Raw genomic sequence first — 22,163 nt, 5'->3', positions numbered from 1 at the left:
GTAACGACACGGATATCTCGTCTTAAAATTCAAATTCGGATTTTGAGAAAGGAGCATGCGTCAGCGGGACCTCAATCGACCGCCGGACGCTCCTTTCAACGAGCCCGGCGATCGCCGCTAAGGCCGAGGGTAAGAAGCGAGTTTAGAACGCAGACATTTACGCGCGCGCTCAAAGCGGCTGCGTAATGTTCCAAAGATGTTGCGTTCTTCATAACCATGGAGACGCTTTTACACGTGAGGTTTGAAACGTGCAAGACTGCGGCAAGCAAAAACAAAATCCATCAGCTTTTATTTTTTACAGGTAACCGCCACTAAAACATCGCAAAGCCTGCCTATGCGCCGCCCTTTAAAGAACGGAACTTGAAATGCGCTTAACTTTGATTCCCACGCTTGCCGTGTTCGCACTCTGCACACAACCAGCTTTTGCAGCCTGCACAGTTTCAGGCGCTTCATCCCTGCAAGTGAAGAATGAAACCGTTCTTGATACCAAAAATGGCCTTATCTGGCAGCGTTGCGCCAGCGGAATGGCCTGGAACGAAGCGCTCGCACGATGCACAGGCAAACCTGATTTGATGACCCAGACAGATGCAGTTTCTGCTGCTCGGACGAAGGGAGCTGGCTGGCGGTTACCATCCGGCGAAGAACTAGAAGCACTTTTAAGTGCAGCCTGTGACGGCTCAAAAGTCAACCCGGCAATTTTTCCAAATATTGCGGCTTCAGACTTTGGCGAAGGCGCAAAATTCTGGACAACGAGTGAAGCCCTGCCGGGCATGTTTTACTACTTTAATTTCACGCATCATTACGCCGATATGCACAGCGCAGGTTTTGGTCTTTCAGCTCTTTATGTGAAAAATAGGTAACAGCTGAAAGATTTAAGCAAAAGGCACTGAACTCGTGCCAATCGGTAGTTTCGCCTCGTCTTCCGGTTCAACATGGATCACGACGCGCGCACTGTCGATCTGTGCCTTCAACGCATCTTCGATTCGGTCGCAAATGATATGCGCGTCGCCAACACTCATATCAGCGGCCACAACCAGATGAAATTCGATGAAGGTCACACTGCCTGCAATGCGGGTCTTGAGATCATGAACCTCAATCGCACCGCCGGCATTTGCCGAAATCACATCGCGAATCCGCATTTCCTCCACAGGCTCGACACCAATATCCATCAAGCCCTGTATGGATTTATTGATGACACCCCAGCCCTGCCAGAGAATGTTGATCGCAACCAGAATGGCAAGCAACGGATCAAGGATTGCCCAGCCTGTGATCACGGCTCCAACAAGGCCGATCAGAACACCGACCGATGTAAACACGTCAGTCATAATATGCTGGCCATCGGCTTCCAGCGCCGGTGAACGCGCACTGCGGCCCGTGCGAATGAGCAGCATGGCCCAGAAGGCATTTATCGCAGCAGCGCCCATATTAATCGCAAGGCCGAGCCACGGCTCTTCCATCTGGTGCGGCGCCTGCAATGCTGACCACGCTTCTTTGGCAATCAAAAGTGCTGCGATCGTGATCAGAACACCTTCGACGACCGCTGAGATATACTCGGCCTTATGATGTCCAAAAGGATGATTGCCGTCCGCAGGTTTATGACTGACACTGATCGCCCACCACGCCCCAACTGCCGCGATGACATTGACGATAGATTCCAGAGCATCCGAATAAAGTGCCACAGAGCCGGTCAGCGCATAGGCCAGATATTTCAGCCCCATCACGCCCAGCGCAACAGGAATCGACCAAGCGGCGAGCCGCCGAACTTTTACATTCGCGTTCATCATGAACCTTCAGATACTTATATTCTTATCCCGCCAGGCGGGTTCAGGCTAACCAATCAGCCTATTGCGCATTCACCCTGGCCGAGCCAGTCAGCAGCATTTCAATAGCCGTTCTATAACCCAGATAGTTCAAATATCGAACCCCTCTTCTGCACTTCTCGCATTAAATTTTCTCTTGCAAATGCAAGGCATTACAGTTGCAAATGGTTCGCCAAAGCAGTTCCGAAAAGACGTTATTTTTGAAACCCATAAACGAAAAACCAGCCGCAGTTTTCACTACGGCTGGTCCTTTGGGTGCCACGTAAAATCAAGTTTAATAGTTACTGCGGCGCGCTTTATGCTTACCTGCCAGATGCGTGACAACATTTTCAATCATCCGCATCCCCGCATTATGACCCAGCGTCATGATGGATTCGGGATGGAACTGGACCGCCGCCACCGGCTCTTTCTTATGTTCAAAAGCCATGATGACACCGTCTTCCGTTTCCGCCGTTACCAGAAAATCATCCGGCAAACGTTCAGGATCGGCAAAGATCGAGTGGTAACGGCCAACCGTTACTTCCTTCGGCAGACCTGAGAAGATGCGCTCAGGCTTTGAGACCCGGATACGCGATGGCTTGCCATGCATCGGAATGCGCAGCTGGCGCAGCGTGCCGCCATAGGCTTCTGCCAGCGCCTGAAGGCCAAGGCAGACACCGAAAATCGGCAGCTGACGCTTGCGCGCCTTGTCGATGGTTGCCTTGCAATCAAAATCCTGTGGCGTGCCCGGTCCGGGCGACAGCACGACAAGATCAGGATTGATGCGGTCGAACACTTCTTCGGCGACCGGCGAACGCACCGTTGCAACCGTTGCACCCGTCTGGCGGAAGTAATTCGCGAGTGTATGCACGAAGGAATCTTCGTGATCGACCAGAAGGATCGAAAGCCCCTCGCCCACCTTTGCCGCCACGCGCTCTTCTGCAACCTGATTGCTCTTCTGCGCTTCACGCACAGCAGCGATCATCGCGGATGCCTTTAATTCGGTTTCGGCTTCTTCCTCTTCAGGATTGGAATCAAACAGCAGCGTCGCACCAGCACGAATTTCGGCCACACCTTCCTTGATGCGGATTGTGCGCAGTGTGAGGCCGGTATTCATGTCACCGTTAAAGTGCATCATGCCGACAGCACCACCATACCATGCACGCGGGCTGCGCTCGTTTTCTTCAAGGAAACGCATGGCCCAGAGCTTTGGCGCGCCGGTCACAGTCACAGCCCAGGCATGGCTGAGGAAGCCATCAAAAGCATCCATACCATCACGCAAACGGCCTTCAATATGGTCAACCGTGTGGATCAGACGCGAATACATTTCGATCTGACGACGACCGATTACCCGCACCGAACCCGGCTCACAAACCCGGCTTTTGTCGTTGCGATCAACATCCGAGCACATGGTCAGCTCGGACTCGTCTTTCTTGGAATTGAGCAGTTTCAGAATCTGCTCAGAATCCGAAATCGCATCTTCACCGCGCTTGATCGTGCCGGAAATCGGGCAGGTTTCAATGCGGCGACCATTGACACGCACAAACATTTCCGGCGAAGCGCCGACCAGATATTCATTCTCTCCCAGGTTGATGAAGAACGAATAAGGCGATGGATTGATCGACTTCAGACGACGGAAAATTTCCGAAGGTGCTGTGTGGCAACGCTCATAGAAAGTCTGCCCCGGCACCACTTCAAACAGATCACCGCGCTTGAAGCTATCCTTCGCGCGTTCAACCAGCTTGGCATATTCGCCCGGGTTGTGATCGCCACGCGGCAGATCACGCTCAGCAGGCTTGAAGGGCTGCACCGGCGTCGCCCGAGCCAGATCATGCGTTGAAGAACCGCCACAGGAAAATTCATAGCGATCCACCCATGCGCGCGCCGAGTAATGATCCGCCACAAAGATTTCGTCCGGGATGAAAAGTACCAGATCACGCTGATCGTCCGGGCGCTTCAGCTTGTACTGGATCGGATCGAACTGGAATGCGAGATCGTAACCAAACGCACCATAAAGGCCGAGATTTGCATCTTCTTCGGAGAAGAACAGGCCGACAATCGCACGCAGCACAGTAAAGACCGATGGCATGCGGGAGCGTTCTTCTTCGGTGAATGTGCCGGTGGGTTCAGCAATCGTCAGTTCGATGCGATCTTCATCGGCCTTATCGACCTTCACTTCGGAAAGCCCCTGAAGCGTCTTGAGGATTGGCCGCAACAGGATTGTGCCGCGCTTGTTCAGCGCTTCGATTCGCATCTGGCGCGCACGTGAGGTGATCACCACCGGCGGATCAACAATTGCCGTGTCCCATCGCGTATAGCGGCCCGGATATTCGTAATTGGACGAAAAGACCGCGCCCCGCCGCTCATTGAGAGCATCGATATAAGTCTCGATGGCTCCCTTATAAGCAGTCAGATGGCGCACGCGTTCGACAACAATGCCGCCCGCTGTCTCGTGCGTGAATATCTCGCTATCCGCAATCTTCGCATTCATGACTGGCAATTCCCAAGTGTTATTCGTTATCGAGCACTTCCAAGACCCGGTCTTATTCAAACAGCCAAACAAAAAGGCCGCCCGGATAATCCCAGCGGCCTGTTTCTAAACGCAAATGCACAAACGCCTGCGTGGCCGCTTTTAGCGAGCCCACCACCAGATTTTTGTGTCAATGCGCGAAATGTTCATAGCGATACTGTTAGCCTTCCCTCGCATCGCTTGCAACTGGAAAATTTAAAACCGCAAAACCAGCCGCCTTCGCTATCAGCGCGGCCAGTGCCTTACCAAATAAAAGCGTTCCGACTGTTTCAGCAGCAACACGAACAGAAAATCCGGACTTCTTTAAATAGTCCGGATTCTCCCTTGTCCTTGACACGGACAAATTGGCTAAAGGCTGGAGTACCTTTTCCGGCCTGCCGTGGGTATAACACCTGCCCAAAGCCATTATGCAAAGCCTGAATGCTATGCGTGCAGTATCACTTTCAGTACGCGCACATACTGCTATGGATTGCACCATCCTACAACTGTCAAGACTATCGCTGTAGCCTTCTACCAAACCGTGTAGTGCAGCCGTAATTTAACTATGCTTCAAAAATTTTGCCTTGCGCCCGGCCTGGAATTCAGATTCATTTCGTACGCAGATTATTTGCAAACAAACAAAGAAGCCACCCATGCAGGTGGTCGATGGGGACAAGATGAAAAATCTCGATGTGATGGACAAAAACATTTTGTCTGCGCTTCAGGAAAACGGGCGCCTGACCAACACTGAACTTGCCGATCGCATTCATCTTTCGCAGACGGCCACCGCTGAACGGGTGAAACGACTGACACGTGAGGGTTATATTCTGGGCTATTCAGCCCTCCTGTCGCCCAAAATGCTCGATCGCTCAATGCTGGTTTTTATTGAGATCAAACTGGATCGCACCACCCCGGAAGTCTTTGAAACCTTCTCCAGCTTTACGCGCAGCAACCCCGACATTATGGAATGCCACATGGTCGCCGGCGGCTTCGATTATCTGATCAAGGCACGTGTCGCGGATATGGATCACTATCGGCGCTTTTTATCAGAAGCACTTCTATCCCTGCCAGGTGTGCGCGAATCCCACACTTACGCTGTAATGGAAGAGGTCAAGGAAACATCTCACATCGCCGTGTGAAGATGACGGCAATATCCAAAGGCACTTGCCAGCAATTATTTACGGGTATATACCCGCATTATGTCGAATCCATGTTTCTGCATTCTTCTGCGTCAGGCAGCCAGAAAATCGTCCGGCGTTTACGACAAGGCGCTGGCACCGCTTGGCATCAATGTCGCGCAGTTCAGCTTGCTGCGAAAAATCGCACGTGCAAGCTCTATCTCATTAACGGAGCTTGCACGGCTTGCCGACCTTGACCGCTCAACAATGGGCCGCAATGCAAAGGTGCTGCAGCGTATGGGTTTGATCGAACAGACGCATGGCGAAGACCATCGTGAAATCCAGATCACGCTGACCGAACACGGCCACGATCTCGTCAAACAAGGCGGACCACTTTGGGATGCGGCTCAGGAAGAAATCGAAGCCAAACTGGGCAATGAAGGCGTGGAGCAATTGCTTACTCTGCTGCGTGCCTTTGACTAAAAACAATGACCAAAGCCCATTGTGCCTTTAACTGGCGACCGGGTTGACCTTCAATTTGCGGCTGTTCAAAACATCAGCCCACGTCCGAAAGCATCGACGATGATTTCTGCGAGACTTGCCAGCTTTCTTCAGGAACGAAACATCCATTATGGATGGGTTGTTGCTGCCATCACATTCGTGACCATGCTTGCGACCGCTGCGGCAATGGGCTCGGCTGGCATTCTCATTGAACCGCTTCAGAGAGAATTTGGCTGGACCAATGCCAATATTTCCTTCGCCATGGCGCTGCGTCTGGTGCTCTTCGGACTGATGGGGCCTTTTGCGGCGGCTTTCATGAACCAGTTCGGCTTGCGCAGTGTCGTTGCGACGGCACTTGTCATGATCGCCTGTGGGCTGATCGGGTCGATTTTCATGACGCAAGAATGGCAGATGGTCGGTCTTTGGGGCATCATAATCGGCCTTGGTACCGGCATGACTGCACTCGTTCTGGGCGCAACCGTTGCTGCACGCTGGTTTGAAAAGCGTCGCGGTCTTGTGGTTGGCCTCATGACGGCCAGCAATGCGACCGGCCAGCTTGTCTTCATGCCCATTCTTGCAAGTGTCAGCCAGACGATTGGCTGGCGCACATCTTTGACCATTGTTGTTGGTTTTCTGATGACAGCACTGGTGCTGGTGCTCGTCTTGATGCGTGATCACCCGGCAGATATCGGCCTCAAGCCTTATGGCCGCACGGCCCCCCTTCCCGCTCCTGAACCAAAGAAAAGCTTTGCATCGCTGCTTGCGTCACCGCTGATCACCTTGCGCGAAGTATCGTCAACCTCGACCTTCTGGGTGCTGTTCATTACCTTCTTTGTCTGTGGCTTTTCAACCAACGGTCTGATCCAGACCCATTGGATTGCCCTCTGCGGTGATTTCGGCATCGTGCCAGTCGGTGCCGCCGGCATTCTGGCGGTCATTGGCGCGTTCGATCTAATCGGCACGATCGGCGCTGGCTGGCTTTCCGATCGCTTCGACAATCGCTGGCTGCTGTTCTGGTTCTATGCGCTGCGCGGATTATCGCTGATCTATCTGACTTTCACCGATTTCACGCTTTATGAGCTCGCCCTTTTCGCTGTGTTCTACGGCCTCGACTGGGTTGCAACCGTTCCACCGACCGTGAAGCTTGCCGCTGAAAAATTCGGCCCCGAAAAAGCTGGAATGGTTTTCGGCTGGGTATTCACAGGCCATCAGGTGGGAGCAGCAGCCGCAGCAGCCTTCGCGGGCTTTGTCCGCACCGATTATGACAGCTACCTGCCAGCTCTCATCCTTGCAGGAGCCCTGTGCTTTGCAGCGGCGGCAATGGTGTTCATCATCAACAGACCCGCAGCACAAACAGCGCTTCAAGCGTCATAAATAAGCGTCACCCCAATCAGCACGGCGAGCCCAGCGGAAAAGCTCGCCGTCACGCTTGGTCACAAGGCGTTCTTCCGAAGATCCACTCTCATTACAAAGTTTGATTGAGACCTTGCCGCCACCGACACGCGTCGGTGCGATCACCCGCGCAGAAGCATGAAGGGATGGATCACGTGTCGCTGCCAGATAGATGAACTTCTCATCTTCCCACGGCACTTCCGCATCTTTGGTCAGACGGTGAATACGCGAACGCGCAACGCGGCGCGAAAAATGGCACCAGTCCGGTGCAATCAGTGGACACTCAAGCTGGTGAGCACAGGGCGCTGCAATGTAAGCGCCTTTGGCGATAAGCACCTTGCGCGCGTCCAGAATACGTTGCCAGCCAGCAGGCGTCCCCGGTTCGACAATGACAAAGCTCTGTCGGGCCGATGCCCAAAGTTTCTCAATAAGTGTTTGTCGATCAAGAGGCGCCAGCTCATCCAGAACATAGGCAATCGTCACAAGATCAGCCTTTGGAAAATCAAGCTGTTCCTTAATCAGATCACCCGCGCGCCATTCCGTATCAAGACCGATATTTTCGGCAAGCTTGCTTCCAACCGCGCGGATGGTCGGGCTTGCCTCGATCATGGTAGCAGATGATAAATCAGGCCAGCATTCGCGCGCAGCCCATAGGGCCGTCCCCGGCCCGCAACCGACATCCAGCATGGTCTGCGGTGCAAAATCAGGGCACACCTCTGCAACGCTCTCTAAACTCGCACGGACGGCGGCATAGGTCGCAGGCAGTCGTGCAGCCAGATAAGCTTTTGCAGCAAGCTCATCCGAAATATGCAGCCGCCCATCGCGCGTTTCCGCACGATAACGACGCGACAGCATATCGGAAGCGCGTTTCAGATCAGCCAATGCCACGCCTTCAAGCGCAGCATCGACGGACTGTCGCAGTCGTGATGGCAATTCCATTAAAGACTATCGCTCCAAGACTTGCTTGATGTCCACCAGATTCGAGCGAACGCGCAATATGTAAAAGCCCATAGTTGTCAGATGCGACGGGGTAAACCATGCATCCGGGCTGCCGTTGGAAACGATGAATGGCTGCATATCAAGCGCCGAACGCAACTGCTTTTCCATTTCGTCCCAAACACCATCAAGATGCTTCTCCGCCAGCACAGCACGGAAATCCGAATGCGCCGCACGCAGCAAACCGTAATAGGCGTAGAGCTGACCATAGGCGAACCAGAAGCGATCATCGGCACGGGTATCAAACCAACCGGCATGATAATTCTCAGCGCGATCCTTGAGGATCGCAGAGGTTGAGCCAAGATCACTGGCAATACGATCAACAAACTGGATAAGATTGTCTGCACGTGCATCAAACGTCGCCTGACAGTTTTCAAGCCGCGTGTTGAAGGAGCGCAGATCCTTGATCGCCGAACGATAGTAGCTTGGCGTCGGGGTCTTGGGACCAAAGGGGCTCAGACCAAAATACCACGCATCCTCGGCAAACTGGAGGTTGCCGCGCGCCTTTTGCAGATCGCTATCAATCTGCGATGTACCACGCAGACGACCAATATTATCCACCAGTTCAATGGCGGTACGGCGCACCGCTGAATTGATGCCGCGCTGGAACGAAGCCTTGTTATCCAGGAACGGCGTCCGGTCCCAGTCGAGGCCGAAAAAACCTAATTTGTAAAGCAGCATGGAAGAAATCCATGCATTCTGATTGACGTTGAAATCCGTGAGATCAGCAGCGACTTCGGCAATGGCCGATGGCGAGCACTTGCGCGCAGTCGAAGGGATCTGTGCGGCCTGCATCGGCTGCGTTTGAGGCTGACTATCAGGCTGTGTTGCCGTGTCGGCATCGCCAGCGGCAGGCGTGGTGTCTGTTCCGCTGATGCTGCTTTCGGACGGCGTTGGCGTTACAGGTTCCTGTGTTGCCGCAAGCGGTACAGGCGTATTCTGAACCTGCTCGCCGGGCGTAACCGCATCCTGATAGCTATACTTGGCCGGATAGTCTGGATTGAAATTTGTCCAGGCCTGTGTTTGCCAGATAAAATAGGCATAAAGGCCACCAAAGCCGATCACGACCACTGCAACGGCAAGTTTCCACAAATTTCCGAGCTTCATAAAAAGCCTCCAAAGAGCGCCAAGCGGAACCGCGATCAATCGTGCCAATGCCGCGATAAAACGGCCAAGGAAGGAGAAAACGCCCCGAACTGCATTCCACACTGTATCAAGTCCTTCCTGTTGCCTGCAATGACAGGCTCTCTGACACTTTTACCTTACCGGCAATGGCGGGGTAAAAAACCCGTCCAGCACTGGCCAGCATGCGCTGACAACTTTTACCCTCCTCAAATAGAGTGTGGCTGGCTTTTCGACAACCATTGAGCAGCGTCTCACACCAATTATCGAAGCTTTTCCTGTTGCGAGGGTTGAAACGAAACAAGCGGTGGGTAACATGGCGCCACTTCACCCTGCTTCGGCCAGAACGCTTTATGTGCCGAATTTTTTACCTGCCGGTCCAGAAAAACGAGTACAACGCCCCCGAAAGTCGCAATCAGAAATATTTTCGCCGCAATGGTACTTGATCGGCGAAATCTTTGGTGTTTGCTAAAAGCTGGAACCGGAAAAACAATCAACCGTCAAAACGGCCCGGTTAATGGAGAGAAAAATGAAGTCCACATCGACGCCTTCGCTGAAACGCGCCCTGAATATGCTGGCTATCACCACAGCAATTTTTGCGATTCCCGCAGCAGCCCAGGCTGCCGAGCCTGAGAGCTGCTCAACGGTGCGCTTCTCCGATGTTGGCTGGACCGACATCACTTCGACCACGGCTGTCGCCACTGAAATTCTCAAAGGCCTTGGCTACAAGACCGACATCAAGGTTCTTTCCGTGCCTGTGACCTATGCGTCACTGAGCAAGAAGGACATCGATGTGTTCCTCGGCTATTGGAACCCGTCCATGAGCGCCGATCTCAAACCATATCTTGATGACAAAAGCGTCGAGACGCTGCGCACAAACCTGACGGGCGCAAAATATACGCTGGCTGTGCCAAAATATGCCTATGACGAAGGTCTCAAGGACTTCAAGGACATTGCCACTTTCAAGGATAAGCTCGGCGGCAAGATTTACGGCATCGAGCCGGGCAATGACGGCAACCGTCTCATCCTCGACATGATCACCAAGGATGCGTTTGGTCTGAAATCGTTTGAATTGGCGGAATCTTCTGAACAGGGAATGCTGGCGCAGGTCGCACGCAGCATTAAAAGCAAAGACCCGATTGTCTTTCTCGCATGGGAGCCGCATCCGATGAACAAGCGCTTTGAAATCGCTTATCTCACCGGCGGCGATGATTTTTTTGGGCCGAATCTCGGCGGAGCAACGGTCGAAACCAATGTCCGCGCAGGCTATGCGCAGGAATGCCCCAATGTCGGCAAATTCCTGACCAATCTCGAATTCCAGCTTGAAATGGAAAACGAGATCATGGGCAAGATTCTGGATGATGGCGAAGAACCGGCGAAAGCTGCAACCGCATGGCTCAAGGCGAATCCTGCTGTCCTCGACAAATGGCTTGATGGCGTCACAACCGTTGACGGCAAGGAAGGTCTGCCAGCTGTGAAAGCGACACTCGGCCTGTAACGTTCACGCATAAAAAGGCCGCGGGACCCCGCGGCCTACTCTTTTGCACAAGATGAAAACCAGAAAGCACGCAGCAGGAGTCACAATCGTTGAACTGGCTGACGGATTATAAAATTCCGGTCGGACCCACCGCAAAGTCGGTGGTCGACTGGCTTACAGACAATATGGGCGGCTTTTTTGATACGCTGGCCGCTGTCATGCAGTGGCTTATTGATGGCTTGCTGTACCTGTTGCAACTGCCGCACCCGCTTGTTCTGATCCTCATTTTTGCAGCCATAGCTTGGTTTATACAGCGCCGCATATCCGTGGTGATCCTCACCATCATCGGCTTTCTGTTCATCATCAATCAGGGCTATTGGGACGCGACACTTAAAACGCTGACGCTGGTTCTATCAGCCTGTTTTCTTTGTATGGCAATCGGTGTGCCGCTTGGCATTGCAGCCGCACACCGCCCTACGCTTTATGCTGTTATGCGGCCCATTCTCGATCTCATGCAGACGCTGCCAACATTCGTCTATCTGATCCCGGCCATCGTCTTCTTCGGCATCGGCATGGTGCCGGGACTTCTGGCAACAGCGATCTTTGTTTTGCCCGCGCCAGTACGTCTTACACATTTGGGCATTTCGTCCACGCCCTCCGCTCTGATTGAAGCCGGTGAAGCCTTCGGCGCATCTCGCCGACAACTTCTCTGGAAGATCGAATTGCCCTATGCGATGCCGCAAATTCTGGCAGGCCTGACACAAACGATCATGCTGTCACTCTCCATGGTGGTGATTGCAGCGCTTGTGGGGGCTGATGGACTTGGCGTTCCAGTGGTTCGCGCTCTCAACTCGGTCAACACTTCGCTCGGTTTTGAGTCGGGCTTCGTTATCGTCGTGGTCGCCATTGTGCTCGACCGCATCTTCCGCGCCGGGCGCGAAAAATAGGAGAGCCGACTATGACGATCATTTCTGTAGAAGATGTCAGCATCATTTTTGGCAAAAATGTCGATAGCGCGCTGGAACTGGCTGATCGCGGGGCATCGCGCTCAGAAATTCAGGCTGAAACCGATCTCGTTTTGGGCGTGCATGATTGCTCGCTCAACATTCAGGAAGGCGAAATTCTTGTCCTGATGGGATTGTCGGGCTCGGGCAAATCGACGCTTCTGCGCGCCATCAATCGCCTTAATCCGATTTCGCGAGGCCGCGTTTTAATCCGTGATGGCGAACGCACATTTGACGTGGGAAAAGCAGACCGCAAGACATTGCGGCATCTTCGAACCGAACTCGTTTCCATGGTTTTTCAGCAGTTTGGCCTGCTGCCATGGCGAAGCGTTGAAGAGAACGTGGCCTTTGGTCTCGAAATATCCGGCATGGGTAAGCAGGAACGGCTTGCACAAGCACGCCAGCAGCTTGAGCTGGTGGGTCTTCAGGATTGGGCCAGCCGCAAAGTAAGCGAGCTTTCCGGCGGCATGCAGCAGCGCGTGGGCCTGGCCCGCGCCTTTGCAACCGGCGCGCCGATCCTGCTGATGGACGAGCCTTTTTCAGCGCTCGATCCGCTGATCCGCACACGTTTGCAGGATGAGCTTCTGACCTTCCAGTCGCGTCTCAGAAAGACGATCGTTTTCGTCAGTCACGATCTCGATGAAGCGATGAAAATCGGCAACCGCATTGCCATCCTCGAAGGGGGGCGGATCGTCCAGTGCGGCACACCGCAGCAAATTCTCTTGCAGCCTGCCAATCAGTATGTAGCGGATTTTGTCGCCCATATGAACCCACTTGGTGTCTTGCGCGCAGGCGATATCATGACACCTTTTGACCGGAACGCGGCACCCCGCCCCTTTGCCGCCACCACACGCCGTGAGACGCTTGTGCGCGAGTTGATGAGTGCTGTTGCAGACAGCAGCGGCGATGTGGGCATCGTCGAAAACGGCGCCATCATCGGCAAGGTCAATGCGGATGACATTGTGCGCGCGCTCGCGTGGCACCAACAGCGATAAACAAGACAAAAAACAAACAAAAACGCCGCCTCAAAGGGCGGCGTTTTTGTTATCGATAGAAGGCTTTACGCCCTTGCTGATTCTCGTGCTGCCGCACGCGCTGCAACACGGGCGCGGATCGCATCCACATCGGCACGCGGTGTGGCTGCAAAAAGCTTCTTTGTGTAGTCATGCTGTGGATTGTTGAAGACGTCATCACGCGAGCCGTACTCAACAACCTCACCAAAATACATCACCATCACATCGTCAGCGATATAACGCACAACCGAGAGATCGTGGCTGATAAACACGTATGTCAGGCCAAACTCTTCCTGCAAATCCGCAAGAATATTGAGCACCTGCGCCTGCACCGAAAGATCAAGTGCCGAAACCGGCTCATCAAGAATGAGCAGCTTCGGATTGAGCATCAAGGCACGTGCAATCGCGATACGCTGACGCTGGCCGCCCGAAAACATGTGCGGATAGCGATTGAAGTGCTCTTTGCCAAGACCAACCTTGAGCAGCATTTCCATTGCTTTTTCACGGCGTTCCGCTGCTGACATCTTGGTATTGAGCAGCAGAGGCTCCGCCAGCACATCACCGATCTTCTGGCGTGGGTTGAGCGAGCCGTAAGGGTTCTGGAACACGATCTGCACCTTCTGGCGCATTTCGGCGGTCAGACCATCACGGGCAATATTGACGTCCTGTCCACCAATCAGCAATTCGCCGGATGTCTGCGGGTCAATCATCGTCAGAATGCGCGCAAGCGTTGACTTGCCACAACCCGATTCGCCAACGATTGCCAGCGTTTTACCCTTCTCAACCTTGAAGCTCACGCCTTTTACGGCATGGACAACTTTCGGCTTGCCAAAGAGACCGCCACCAACATGGTAATCGCGCTTGATGTCGCGCGCTTCGAGAACAATCTCGCTCATCACGCTTCTCCTGCCGCACTGTTCTGATACACAAAGTCGGAAACCGTCGGCAGACGATCACCGGTCGCATTTTCCGGCAGGGCCGAAAGCAGCGCGCGTGTGTAAGGGTGCTTAGGCTCCGTAAACAGCGACAAGACGTCAGAATCCTCCATCTTGTGGCCCTTATACTGAACGATCACACGGTCAGCCGTTTCCGCAACAACGCCCATGTCATGCGTGATCATGATGAGGCCCATGCCATGCTCGACCTGGAGACGCATCAACAGATCAAGAATTTGTTTCTGGATCGTCACATCAAGCGCAGTTGTCGGCTCATCCGCAATCAGCAGCTTTGGATTGCACGCAATCGCAATCGCGATCATCACACGCTGGCACTGGCCACCCGACATCTGGTGCGGAAAGCTCGACAGGCGTTCGCCCGCATCACGAATGCCGACCAGTTCAAGAAGTTCAATCGCGCGTGCGCGACTGGCCGAACCTCTCAACCCCATATGCTGCTTCAGCACTTCCTCAAGCTGATAGCCGACCGTGAAACACGGATTGAGGCTTGCAACCGGTTCCTGAAAGATCATCGAAATATCACGTCCGATGATCTGACGGCGCTCCTTGTCAGACATTGCCTGCAAGTCTTTGCCGTCAAACATCATCCTGTCGGCGGTCACCGTGGCAGTTTTGGGCAGCAGACCCATGACTGCAAGCATACCAACCGACTTACCCGAACCCGACTCACCCACGATAGCAAGGACTTCGCCCTTATCCACCGAGATGTCGATGCCATCGACTGCTTTGAAAGGCCCGGTGGATGTTTCAAACGAAACCGTGAGATTCTTGATATCAAGCAAAGCCATCGATCAGCTCCTCTTCAGTTTCGGATCAAGCGCATCGCGCAGACCATCGCCGATCAGATTGATCGCGAGAACGGTGATCAGGATCGCAAGACCGGGGAAAGTCACAATCCACCAGGCACTCAGAATGAACTCACGCGCTTCCGCGAGCATCGTGCCCCATTCCGGTGTCGGCGGCTGCGCACCCATGCCAAGGAAGCCGAGCGCTGCAACGTCCAAAATAGCGTTGGAGAACGACATGGTTGCCTGAACCACAAGAGGCGCAAGACAGTTTGGAAGAATCGTCTTGAACATCAAACGCAACTTGCTTGCGCCCGCGAGCTTAGACGCAGTCACATATTCGCGCTCCTTTTCAGCCATCACCGCCGCACGGGTCAGACGCGAAAAATGCGGAAGCAGCACAAGCGTGATTGCGAGAATTGCGTTGATCAGACCCGGTCCGAGAATGGCCACCAGCACCAGTGCCAACAACAGCGATGGAAAGGCCAGAATAACATCCATAATGCGCATGAAGATCGTATCAACGCCACCACCGAAATAACCGGAGATGAGGCCGATGGTGATCCCAAGGCACATCGAAATGATGACGATCACAAAGCCTACGAGCAGCGAATATTGTGCGCCATAAATCAGGCGGGACAGGATATCGCGACCCACCGCATCTGTGCCCAGAAGAAACTGCGTCGTCCCGCCCTGCTCCCAGAACGGCGGGACCTTAACAAAATCCCGAAACTGTTCGACCGGATTATGCGGTGCAATTAAAGGCGCGAAAATCGCAACCAGAATAATCGCAAGAAATACGAAAAGACCAAGAACAGCGCCGCGGTTGACGCTGAAATAGAACCAGAAATCTTTCAACGCGCGGATTTTTCCGACGTCGTTTGCGGCTTCCGGCTGAATTGCTGAGTGTGTCATGATACCCTCACTTATGCCGGATACGCGGATTGATAAGACCGTAAAGCAGATCAACGATCAGGTTTACGATCATGATCATGAACGCAATGATGAGCAAACCGCTTTGAACGACCGGATAGTCACGACGGAAAATGGAATCGAGCATCCATTTGCCAATACCGGGCCATGAGAAAATGGTTTCCGTCAGGATCGCCCCTGCCATCAGCACGCCAACCTGCAGGCCAATCGTCGTGATCACCGGGATCATCGCATTGCGCAGCGCGTGAAGGCCGATCACCCGACGAAGCGGCAGGCCCTTTGCACGTGCGGTACGCACATAATCTTCGCCCAGCACTTCCAGCATCGCCGAACGTGTCTGGCGCGCAATGACCGCAAGAGGAATGGTTGCAAGCACAATGGTCGGCAAAATGAGGTGTGAAGCTGCGGAAGCAAACGCGCCTTTCTGGCCAGACAACAGGCTGTCAATCAGCATAAAGCCGGTCACAGGCGGGAAGTAGTAAAGCAACGAGATACGACCCGAAACCGGCGTCCATTGCAAAACACCTGAGAACAGGATGATCAGCAGCAAGGCCCACCAGAAAATCGGCATCGAATAGCCAACAAGCGAAATGCCCATCAGGCCCTGATCGAACCAGGAACCGCGCTTTACAGCAGCAAAAACACCTGCGGGAATCCCCAATGCAACGGCAACGATAATGGCGCAGACTGCAAGTTCAACCGTCGCGGGGAACAGGGAGAAAAACTCATCCAGCACTGGCTTTTTCGTTACAAGCGACTGCCCGAAATCACCATGCAGGAGGTTCCACACATAGTGAAGATATTGCTCCCAAATGGGCTTATCAAACCCGAGCTGGGACAATAGCTGCGCATGGCGCTCAGGACTGACGCCGCGCTCGCCCGCCATCAGAAGGACAGGATCCCCCGGCAACACGCGAACGAAAGCGAAAGCGACAATCGTGATGCCGATAAATGTCGGTATCAGATAAAGAAGTTTGTTTAATACAAAACGAAACATACAAAAACTCCGACCGGGTGCGGAGGAAACCTCCACACCCGGCCGCTGGTGTTGTTAAATTTTACTCTGCGATATCAACTTCGTCGAAGCGATAATCGCCAAGCGGGCTCTGCTTGAAGCCGGTAACCTTGGCCGACATCGGCACGAAAACCGTCGAATGCGCAATGGTGTTCCATGGAGCCTGCTCCTTGAAAATCACCTGAGCTTCTTCATAAAGCTTCACACGTTCGTCGTGGTTCGTCGAAACCTTTGCCTTCTGGATCAGGTCTTCAAATGGCTGATAGCACCACTGAGCACGGTTGTTCGAGCCAACGCCAGCGCAGCCGAGAAGCGTGCCGAGGAAGTTGTCCGGATCGCCATTATCGCCGGTCCAGCCAAGGATAACAGCGCCGTCGCGGTCCTTTTCGCCCGACTTCTTGAGGTATTCACCCCATTCCATCGAAACGATTTCCGCATCCACGCCAACCTTGGCGAGATCGGACTGCATGAGTTCAGCTGTACGGCGCGCATTTGGCATGTAAGGACGGCTGACAGGCATCGCCCACAGCTTCATCTTCAGATTCTTGACGCCGGCCGCTTCAAGAGCCTTCTTGGCAGCTTCCGGATCGTATTTGTCGTCTTCGATCTTGTCGTTATAGCCCCACATTGTCGGTGGGATCGGGTTCTTGGCAACCTGGCCCTGACCTTCATAAACGCCATCGATGATCGCCTGCTTGTTGACAGCCTGATTGAGCGCCTTGCGCACTTCCGGCTTATCAAATGGAGCGACCATCGTGTTGTAGGCGAAGTAAGCAACGTTCAGGCCGGCCTGTTCGTCAACCTTGAGGTTCTTATCAGCCTGAAGACCCTTGATGTCAGCAGGTGCGGGATAAGACATCAGGTGGCATTCGCCAGCCTTGAGCTTCTGCGCGCGAACGGCAGGATCAGTGGTGATTGCAAAGACGAGATCGTCGATCTTTGGCTTTCCACCCCAATAGTCCGGGTTAGCCTTGAAGCGAACAACTGCGTCTTTCTGGTAAGCAACAAACTGGAAGGGACCAGTGCCAACCGGAACCTGATTGAGATCCGACTGCTTGCCATCCGCTGTAAGCTTGTCCGTGTATTCCTTCGAGATAATCGAAGCGAAAGGCATCGCAATATTGGCAAGGAATGCGGCTTCAGGGCGATTCAGCACGAATTTGACCGTGTTGTCGTCGATCTTCTGAATTTCCTTGATCAGCGACCCCATTTCCATGGAATCAAAATATTCGTAGGTGATCCCCGCTGTATATTCGTGCCAAGGATTTTCCTTGTTGCCCATGCGGTCAAAGGACAGGATCACGTCATCGGCGTTGAAATCACGGCTTGGCGTGAAATTGTCACTCGAATGGAACTTGACACCCTTGCGCAAATGAAAGGTGTATTCCTTACCATCTTCAGAAACGTCCCAGCTTTCAGCAAGGCCCGGTACAACTTCCGTCGTGCCGTTCTTGAATTCTGCAAGACGGTTATAGACAGGATGCGCGGACGCATCAAACGTATCACCGCCTGTGTAAGCTGCCGGATCGAAGCCCTCAGGCGATGCAGGCGAGCAATAGACAAAGGTCTTTGCCGATGCCGCGCCGCTCATGAGAGCGACAACTGCCGTTGCCGCCAGGAGTGTTTTATAAAATTTCATTTGGTGCCCGCCTCCACGGAAATATTATTGCGCGCACCCTAAGCACGCAACCTGCTCTTATCGAAACGCTTGCCATGTCACAATGCAAGCGGAATTTTTAAAATAATGTCGCATTCTCAACTGTTTTTGGCCGATCGAATTAGATTTTCATTTCTCAATCTTATTATTTTATAGAAAATTGCGCTAAGCACGGATTATTTATAATATTATTTGCTTTGTTACGATGCCTGTCCCCAGGGGCGAAACACATCACCAGCATTGCCTTCTAACGAATATGAAAGAGGTACGGTTTTCTCATTTTTGACATGCAGTCTCGGTGCAGCAGCCGTGAGACTGTTTTCATTTCGATGCAACCACGCAAATTAAGCATAATCTTATCAATCCTCGTTTCGCTCCGGCAGGACTTATGCTGTAATCAAAACATATTCGAACGAGGACCCGTTGCAATGCCAGAGATCAATCCCATTCGCCCCACGACGCCCGAAGCAATTCAGCTTGCGCAGACTATGTTACGGGTATCACGCTATGGCGCACTGGCCGTTCTCGACGCAAAAACCGGCAAGCCAATCGCAACGCGTGTTGCTGTTGCAACGGATACGGATGGAACGCCAATCATTCTTGTCTCAGGCCTTGCGGCACACACGCCCAGCCTCATTGCACATCCTTCCTGTTCGTTGCTTTTAGGCGAAGTGGGCAAAGGTGATCCGCTGGCGCACGCACGCGTAACACTTCACTGCGAAGCTGAAAAAGTGGACCGCAATTCGCCGGAATATCCCCAAATTCGGCGGCGCTATCTCAATCACAATCCAAAGGGCAAGCTTTACGTCGATTTAGGCGACTTCATTTTCTTCCGGCTAAACGTGGAAACCGCTAGTTTGAACGGGGGTTTTGGCAGAGCTTTTGATCTAACGCATGACGATTTAATCAGCGACCAGTCCGCCTCTAAAGCGATAGCATCAGGCGAGCAACAAGCGCTCGAGATACTCAACCAGCAGTACGCTCCCGCGATTAAAGCCTATATAGCTGGTATTAAAGACAGCTTGGCAAATTGGAAAATAACAGGCTTAGATCCTGATGGCTTTAATCTCGCCAATGGTGATCAAATTGTCCGCGAGCATTTTTCATCCCCCTGCGATTCCATCGAAAAGTGCAGCGACGCGCTTGCCAAGCGGCTGAAAGATTGCGCCTGAAACAAAAAGCCAAAAGTTTTGGGACATATATACAAACCTTTTATGTCTACGAATATAAGCAAGGGCTTTTCAATTTATCAATATAGTATTAGTTTTGAATTGTCGGCCACACTAAAAAGTGGCGGGCATTTTTTTAACCGATGCAGTCTTACGGGGGTATGACCGCGAATGACTACAGATAATAATTTTATTGATTTAATAGATAATGCAGATCAAGTTGCCGATTTCTTATCAGCACTTGCAAACAACAAGCGACTGCTCATTTTATGCAAGCTTTTGCACAATGAAATGTCAGTCGGCGCCTTGGCCAAGGCCATTGATCTTAGCCAATCCGCACTTTCGCAACACCTTGCCAAGCTACGAGCCCTTAATCTCGTATCGACGCGACGCGATGCTCAAACGATCTATTACATCGTTTCATCGCCGCATATCGAACTGATGTTGTCTACGCTTTCAAGTCTGTATATGAGTCCAACACCGCGTCGACGTGAAATGGCGGCGGTCGTTCACCAGTAGCACATCCTATGAGGCATAAGTCGTGCGATGAAGGAACCCCAAACCGGATCGCACGACTTTGTCGTAGAAATTTCTGATCCCGGCGATCAGCGCCTATCTCCCTACAAAAACATACGTGAAAAAGATCTGATCGGTCGCCATCAGCGTTTTATTGCTGAGGGCAAAGTCGTCTTGAATGTTCTCTTTTCAGAATCGGCCCGTTTTGAAACGGAATCGCTGCTTGTTCTGGAAAATCGTCTGAACGGCCTTCGCGAACAGCTTCATCATCTGCCAGCCGGTGTCGACGTCTATTCTGTTCCGCAGTCAGTCATGGACGAAGTGGCCGGCTTTCACGTCCATCGCGGAATTTTGGGCGTCGGACGCCGCAAACCGCAATCAGAACTTGGCGAAATAATCAGCCAGTTGCCAGAAACATCGCTGGTCGTTGTCTTATGCGGCATATCCAATCACGACAATCTCGGCTCGATCTTTCGCAATGCCGCAGCTTTCGAAGCTGACAGTGTTCTGATGGATGAAACCTGTTGCGATCCGCTTTACCGAAAAGCGATCCGTGTTTCTGTCGGAGCGACGCTGAAAGTCCCCTATTTTCACGGCGCATCCATTGAAACGATTGTCGCAGCGTTGCAAGCAGCGCAATTCGATATCCTGGCGCTCAGTCCATCCGCTGAAATGAATATATATCAGGCACCGCAGCATAAACGTCAGGCGCTGCTGCTTGGCACGGAAGGTGACGGACTTCCAGCGCATCTACTCGAACGACTGACCGGTGCGCGCATTCCCATGTCCAAAAGCTTTGACAGCCTTAACGTCGCCACAGCCTCCGGAATTGCCCTCTCCCGCTTCAGTAAGTTTACCTGACCGCAAAAAAGCCTCCGGCAAATGCCGGAGGCTTTCATATTCAAGCAAGAACAACAGCACTCAGGCCGCTGAAACATTGCCGGCATTGGCAGCCAGACGGCGCAGCATTTCTTCCGCCCGTGGTTCACGTTCGGAGCGACCAATAAAGCCACCGCCAAATACCCGCGCCGTATTGCTGTCGTCCGAATAAAGGACACAGGCCTGACCGGGTGCGATACCGCTTTCGCCATCCACCAGCTCGACCCAGGTCTTGCCATCTCTATGATGCAGCACGGCAGGACGCGGTGGACGCGTTGAACGAACCTTGGCAAACACTTCGACGCCGCCTTCGGGAAGTGCGTCAAGCGCATCATCGCCAAGCCAGTTCACATCGCGCAAAAACACCTTGTGCGTTTCAAGTGCCTCGCGCGGGCCAACAATCACCCGCGTATTGGCAGCATCAAGATGCACAACATAAAGCGGCTCACCTGTAGCAACGCCGATTCCACGACGCTGACCAACGGTATAATGCACAATCCCTTCATGGCGACCCAGCACACGCCCATCAATATGAACAATATCGCCCGGCGTCGCAGCTTCCGGCTTCAGCTTGGAAATAATGTCGGAATATTTGCCCTGTGGAACAAAGCAAATGTCCTGACTGTCCTGCTTTTTGGCAACCGTCAGGCCCATTTCTTCAGCAATTTCGCGGACCTGCGCCTTCGGCAAATGCCCAAGTGGGAAGCGCAGATAATCAATCTGCTCCTGCGTGGTCGCAAACAGGAAATAGCTCTGATCGCGGTCCGTATCGACCGGGCGGAACATCGCACGGTGATCGCCATTGATACGGCTACGGATATAATGCCCGGTTGCCAGTGCATCTGCCCCCAGTTCGCGTGCCGTCTGCAACAGATCGGCGAATTTGACAGTCTGATTGCAGGAAACGCAAGGAATCGGTGTCTCACCGCTCACATAGGAATTCGCAAATGGATCGATCACGGCTTCACGGAAACGCGCTTCATAATCCAGCACATAATGTGGAATACCGAGGCTTTCTGAAACGCGACGGGCATCTTCGATATCCTGCCCCGCACAGCACGAACCAGCGCGATGTACAGCCGCGCCATGATCGTAAAGCTGCAGCGTTACACCAACAACATCATAGCCTTCACGTTTGAGGATACCGGCCACAACAGAGGAATCGACGCCACCCGACATGGCAACGACAACGCGCGTGTCTTCCGGCTTTCCCGGCAGATCGAGGCTGTTCAGGCTCATGATTAAATCCAGCTTCCGGGCAAAGGCCCTGCTTCTCAAAGTTCAGATTTGCGCCTTATATAGGTCACATAGGGGGTACTTGC

The 22,163-nt window shown here is 53.0% G+C and carries 21 protein-coding genes; 10 read left to right on the top strand and 11 right to left on the bottom strand.

Annotated features, from left to right (window positions below):
* The first annotated feature begins 365 nt into the window (after positions 1-365).
* On the top strand, positions 366-860 hold the full coding sequence (locus tag ABE527_RS08030) for an Lcl C-terminal domain-containing protein (RefSeq protein WP_499696588.1): 495 nt from the start codon (positions 366-368) through the stop codon (positions 858-860).
* 12 nt (positions 861-872) lie between these two features.
* On the opposite strand, the gene ABE527_RS08025 is transcribed toward ABE527_RS08030, so the two are convergent.
* The 3 genes from ABE527_RS08025 to ABE527_RS08015 form a co-directional block, all read right to left on the bottom strand.
* Positions 873-1,781 carry a cation diffusion facilitator family transporter gene (locus tag ABE527_RS08025; protein ID WP_499696678.1) on the bottom strand — a complete coding sequence of 303 codons (909 nt, stop codon included), beginning with the start codon at positions 1,779-1,781 and terminating at the stop codon, positions 873-875.
* 313 nt (positions 1,782-2,094) lie between these two features.
* Positions 2,095-4,290, bottom strand: a complete 2,196-nt coding sequence (locus ABE527_RS08020) for an anthranilate synthase component I (protein ID WP_499696587.1) — start codon at positions 4,288-4,290, stop codon at positions 2,095-2,097.
* Positions 4,291-4,489: 199 nt separating this feature from the next.
* Positions 4,490-4,735 carry a hypothetical protein gene (locus ABE527_RS08015; protein WP_265985609.1) on the bottom strand — a complete coding sequence of 82 codons (246 nt, stop codon included), beginning with the start codon at positions 4,733-4,735 and terminating at the stop codon, positions 4,490-4,492.
* A gap of 250 nt (positions 4,736-4,985) precedes the next feature.
* On the opposite strand from ABE527_RS08015, the gene ABE527_RS08010 reads away from it, so the two are divergent.
* The 3 genes from ABE527_RS08010 (at position 4,986) to ABE527_RS08000 (ending at position 7,301) form a co-directional block, all read left to right on the top strand.
* A complete protein-coding gene (locus ABE527_RS08010) occupies positions 4,986-5,447 on the top strand; it encodes an Lrp/AsnC ligand binding domain-containing protein (protein WP_265985704.1) in 462 nt (153 codons plus the stop codon).
* A 60-nt stretch (positions 5,448-5,507) separates the two neighbouring features.
* The gene (locus tag ABE527_RS08005; protein WP_265985610.1) at positions 5,508-5,909 is read left to right on the top strand and encodes a MarR family winged helix-turn-helix transcriptional regulator; all 402 of its coding nucleotides are present in this window, start codon (positions 5,508-5,510) and stop codon (positions 5,907-5,909) included.
* 99 nt (positions 5,910-6,008) lie between these two features.
* Positions 6,009-7,301, top strand: coding sequence for an MFS transporter (locus tag ABE527_RS08000; RefSeq protein ID WP_499696586.1), 1,293 nt, complete (start codon positions 6,009-6,011; stop codon positions 7,299-7,301).
* On the opposite strand, the gene ABE527_RS07995 is transcribed toward ABE527_RS08000, so the two are convergent.
* Together ABE527_RS07995 and ABE527_RS07990 are read right to left on the bottom strand one after the other, a co-directional pair.
* On the bottom strand, positions 7,296-8,258 hold the full coding sequence (locus tag ABE527_RS07995) for a small ribosomal subunit Rsm22 family protein (RefSeq protein WP_499696585.1): 963 nt from the start codon (positions 8,256-8,258) through the stop codon (positions 7,296-7,298). The two genes, ABE527_RS08000 and ABE527_RS07995, sit on opposite strands and share 6 nt — an antisense overlap.
* 6 nt (positions 8,259-8,264) lie before the next feature.
* Entirely contained in the window at positions 8,265-9,422 is a 1,158-nt protein-coding gene (locus ABE527_RS07990; RefSeq protein WP_499696584.1) for a DUF2333 family protein, read from the bottom strand.
* Positions 9,423-9,966: 544 nt separating this feature from the next.
* Between ABE527_RS07990 and ABE527_RS07985 the strand changes: the two genes are divergently transcribed.
* From ABE527_RS07985 to choV, 3 genes are all read left to right on the top strand, one after another.
* A complete protein-coding gene (locus ABE527_RS07985; protein WP_407673265.1) occupies positions 9,967-10,935 on the top strand; it encodes a choline ABC transporter substrate-binding protein in 969 nt (322 codons plus the stop codon).
* A gap of 89 nt (positions 10,936-11,024) precedes the next feature.
* Complete coding sequence (choW, locus tag ABE527_RS07980) at positions 11,025-11,861, top strand: choline ABC transporter permease subunit (protein WP_265985614.1); 837 nt, start codon at positions 11,025-11,027, stop codon at positions 11,859-11,861.
* 11 nt (positions 11,862-11,872) lie between these two features.
* Positions 11,873-12,913 carry a choline ABC transporter ATP-binding protein gene (gene choV / locus ABE527_RS07975; protein ID WP_499696583.1) on the top strand — a complete coding sequence of 347 codons (1,041 nt, stop codon included), beginning with the start codon at positions 11,873-11,875 and terminating at the stop codon, positions 12,911-12,913.
* Positions 12,914-12,978: 65 nt separating this feature from the next.
* Here choV and ABE527_RS07970 read toward each other — a convergent pair whose 3' ends face one another.
* From ABE527_RS07970 to ABE527_RS07950, 5 genes are all read right to left on the bottom strand, one after another.
* Positions 12,979-13,827: a dipeptide ABC transporter ATP-binding protein gene (locus ABE527_RS07970; RefSeq protein WP_265985616.1), complete on the bottom strand. Its 849-nt coding sequence runs from the start codon at positions 13,825-13,827 to the stop codon at positions 12,979-12,981.
* Entirely contained in the window at positions 13,827-14,675 is an 849-nt protein-coding gene (locus ABE527_RS07965) for an ABC transporter ATP-binding protein (RefSeq protein WP_265985617.1), read from the bottom strand. The genes ABE527_RS07970 and ABE527_RS07965 overlap by 1 nt, the downstream gene beginning before the upstream one ends.
* A gap of 3 nt (positions 14,676-14,678) precedes the next feature.
* Positions 14,679-15,587, bottom strand: a complete 909-nt coding sequence (locus ABE527_RS07960) for an ABC transporter permease subunit (protein WP_265985618.1) — start codon at positions 15,585-15,587, stop codon at positions 14,679-14,681.
* A 7-nt stretch (positions 15,588-15,594) separates the two neighbouring features.
* Positions 15,595-16,602, bottom strand: a complete 1,008-nt coding sequence (locus ABE527_RS07955) for an ABC transporter permease subunit (protein ID WP_265985619.1) — start codon at positions 16,600-16,602, stop codon at positions 15,595-15,597.
* Between the two features lie 61 nt (positions 16,603-16,663).
* Entirely contained in the window at positions 16,664-18,259 is a 1,596-nt protein-coding gene (locus ABE527_RS07950) for an ABC transporter substrate-binding protein (RefSeq protein WP_265985620.1), read from the bottom strand.
* A gap of 446 nt (positions 18,260-18,705) precedes the next feature.
* Here ABE527_RS07950 and ABE527_RS07945 point away from each other — a divergent pair, with 446 nt between their 5' ends.
* From ABE527_RS07945 to ABE527_RS07935, 3 genes are all read left to right on the top strand, one after another.
* The gene (locus tag ABE527_RS07945; RefSeq protein WP_265985621.1) at positions 18,706-19,449 is read left to right on the top strand and encodes a HugZ family pyridoxamine 5'-phosphate oxidase; all 744 of its coding nucleotides are present in this window, start codon (positions 18,706-18,708) and stop codon (positions 19,447-19,449) included.
* A 168-nt stretch (positions 19,450-19,617) separates the two neighbouring features.
* Positions 19,618-19,965, top strand: a complete 348-nt coding sequence (locus tag ABE527_RS07940) for an ArsR/SmtB family transcription factor (RefSeq protein ID WP_396997102.1) — start codon at positions 19,618-19,620, stop codon at positions 19,963-19,965.
* 27 nt (positions 19,966-19,992) lie between these two features.
* Positions 19,993-20,823, top strand: a complete 831-nt coding sequence (locus ABE527_RS07935) for a TrmH family RNA methyltransferase (RefSeq protein WP_499696582.1) — start codon at positions 19,993-19,995, stop codon at positions 20,821-20,823.
* A 60-nt stretch (positions 20,824-20,883) separates the two neighbouring features.
* On the opposite strand, the gene mnmA is transcribed toward ABE527_RS07935, so the two are convergent.
* Positions 20,884-22,080, bottom strand: a complete 1,197-nt coding sequence (gene mnmA, locus ABE527_RS07930) for a tRNA 2-thiouridine(34) synthase MnmA (RefSeq protein WP_265985624.1) — start codon at positions 22,078-22,080, stop codon at positions 20,884-20,886.
* Positions 22,081-22,163: the final 83 nt, after the last annotated feature.

The organism is Brucella sp. TWI432, from assembly GCF_039674445.1.
In the GTDB taxonomy this organism is placed as follows: Bacteria; Pseudomonadota; Alphaproteobacteria; order Rhizobiales; family Rhizobiaceae; genus Brucella; species Brucella chromiisoli.
The sequence above is the reverse complement of the archived record's forward strand: the minus strand, read 5'-3'. Positions and strand labels throughout refer to the sequence as shown.

Bases quoted from the DNA above. Each gene is read 5' to 3' on its own strand.
- ABE527_RS08030 (WP_499696588.1), top strand. From the start codon at position 366: ATGCGCTTAACTTTGATTCCCACGCTTGCCGTGTTCGCACTCTGCACA.
- ABE527_RS08000 (WP_499696586.1), top strand. From the start codon at position 6,009: ATGATTTCTGCGAGACTTGCCAGCTTTCTTCAGGAACGAAACATCCAT.
- ABE527_RS08010 (WP_265985704.1), top strand. From the start codon at position 4,986: ATGAAAAATCTCGATGTGATGGACAAAAACATTTTGTCTGCGCTTCAG.
- ABE527_RS07935 (WP_499696582.1), top strand. From the start codon at position 19,993: ATGAAGGAACCCCAAACCGGATCGCACGACTTTGTCGTAGAAATTTCT.
- ABE527_RS07945 (WP_265985621.1), top strand. From the start codon at position 18,706: ATGCCAGAGATCAATCCCATTCGCCCCACGACGCCCGAAGCAATTCAG.
- ABE527_RS07995 (WP_499696585.1), bottom strand. From the start codon at position 8,258: ATGGAATTGCCATCACGACTGCGACAGTCCGTCGATGCTGCGCTTGAA.
- ABE527_RS08020 (WP_499696587.1), bottom strand. From the start codon at position 4,290: ATGAATGCGAAGATTGCGGATAGCGAGATATTCACGCACGAGACAGCG.
- ABE527_RS07970 (WP_265985616.1), bottom strand. From the start codon at position 13,827: ATGAGCGAGATTGTTCTCGAAGCGCGCGACATCAAGCGCGATTACCAT.
- ABE527_RS07965 (WP_265985617.1), bottom strand. From the start codon at position 14,675: ATGGCTTTGCTTGATATCAAGAATCTCACGGTTTCGTTTGAAACATCC.
- ABE527_RS07990 (WP_499696584.1), bottom strand. From the start codon at position 9,422: ATGAAGCTCGGAAATTTGTGGAAACTTGCCGTTGCAGTGGTCGTGATC.
- mnmA (WP_265985624.1), bottom strand. From the start codon at position 22,080: ATGAGCCTGAACAGCCTCGATCTGCCGGGAAAGCCGGAAGACACGCGC.
- ABE527_RS08015 (WP_265985609.1), bottom strand. From the start codon at position 4,735: ATGGCTTTGGGCAGGTGTTATACCCACGGCAGGCCGGAAAAGGTACTC.
- ABE527_RS08005 (WP_265985610.1), top strand. From the start codon at position 5,508: ATGTCGAATCCATGTTTCTGCATTCTTCTGCGTCAGGCAGCCAGAAAA.
- choV (WP_499696583.1), top strand. From the start codon at position 11,873: ATGACGATCATTTCTGTAGAAGATGTCAGCATCATTTTTGGCAAAAAT.
- ABE527_RS07955 (WP_265985619.1), bottom strand. From the start codon at position 16,602: ATGTTTCGTTTTGTATTAAACAAACTTCTTTATCTGATACCGACATTT.
- ABE527_RS07940 (WP_396997102.1), top strand. From the start codon at position 19,618: ATGACTACAGATAATAATTTTATTGATTTAATAGATAATGCAGATCAA.
- ABE527_RS07960 (WP_265985618.1), bottom strand. From the start codon at position 15,587: ATGACACACTCAGCAATTCAGCCGGAAGCCGCAAACGACGTCGGAAAA.
- ABE527_RS08025 (WP_499696678.1), bottom strand. From the start codon at position 1,781: ATGAACGCGAATGTAAAAGTTCGGCGGCTCGCCGCTTGGTCGATTCCT.
- ABE527_RS07950 (WP_265985620.1), bottom strand. From the start codon at position 18,259: ATGAAATTTTATAAAACACTCCTGGCGGCAACGGCAGTTGTCGCTCTC.
- ABE527_RS07985 (WP_407673265.1), top strand. From the start codon at position 9,967: ATGAAGTCCACATCGACGCCTTCGCTGAAACGCGCCCTGAATATGCTG.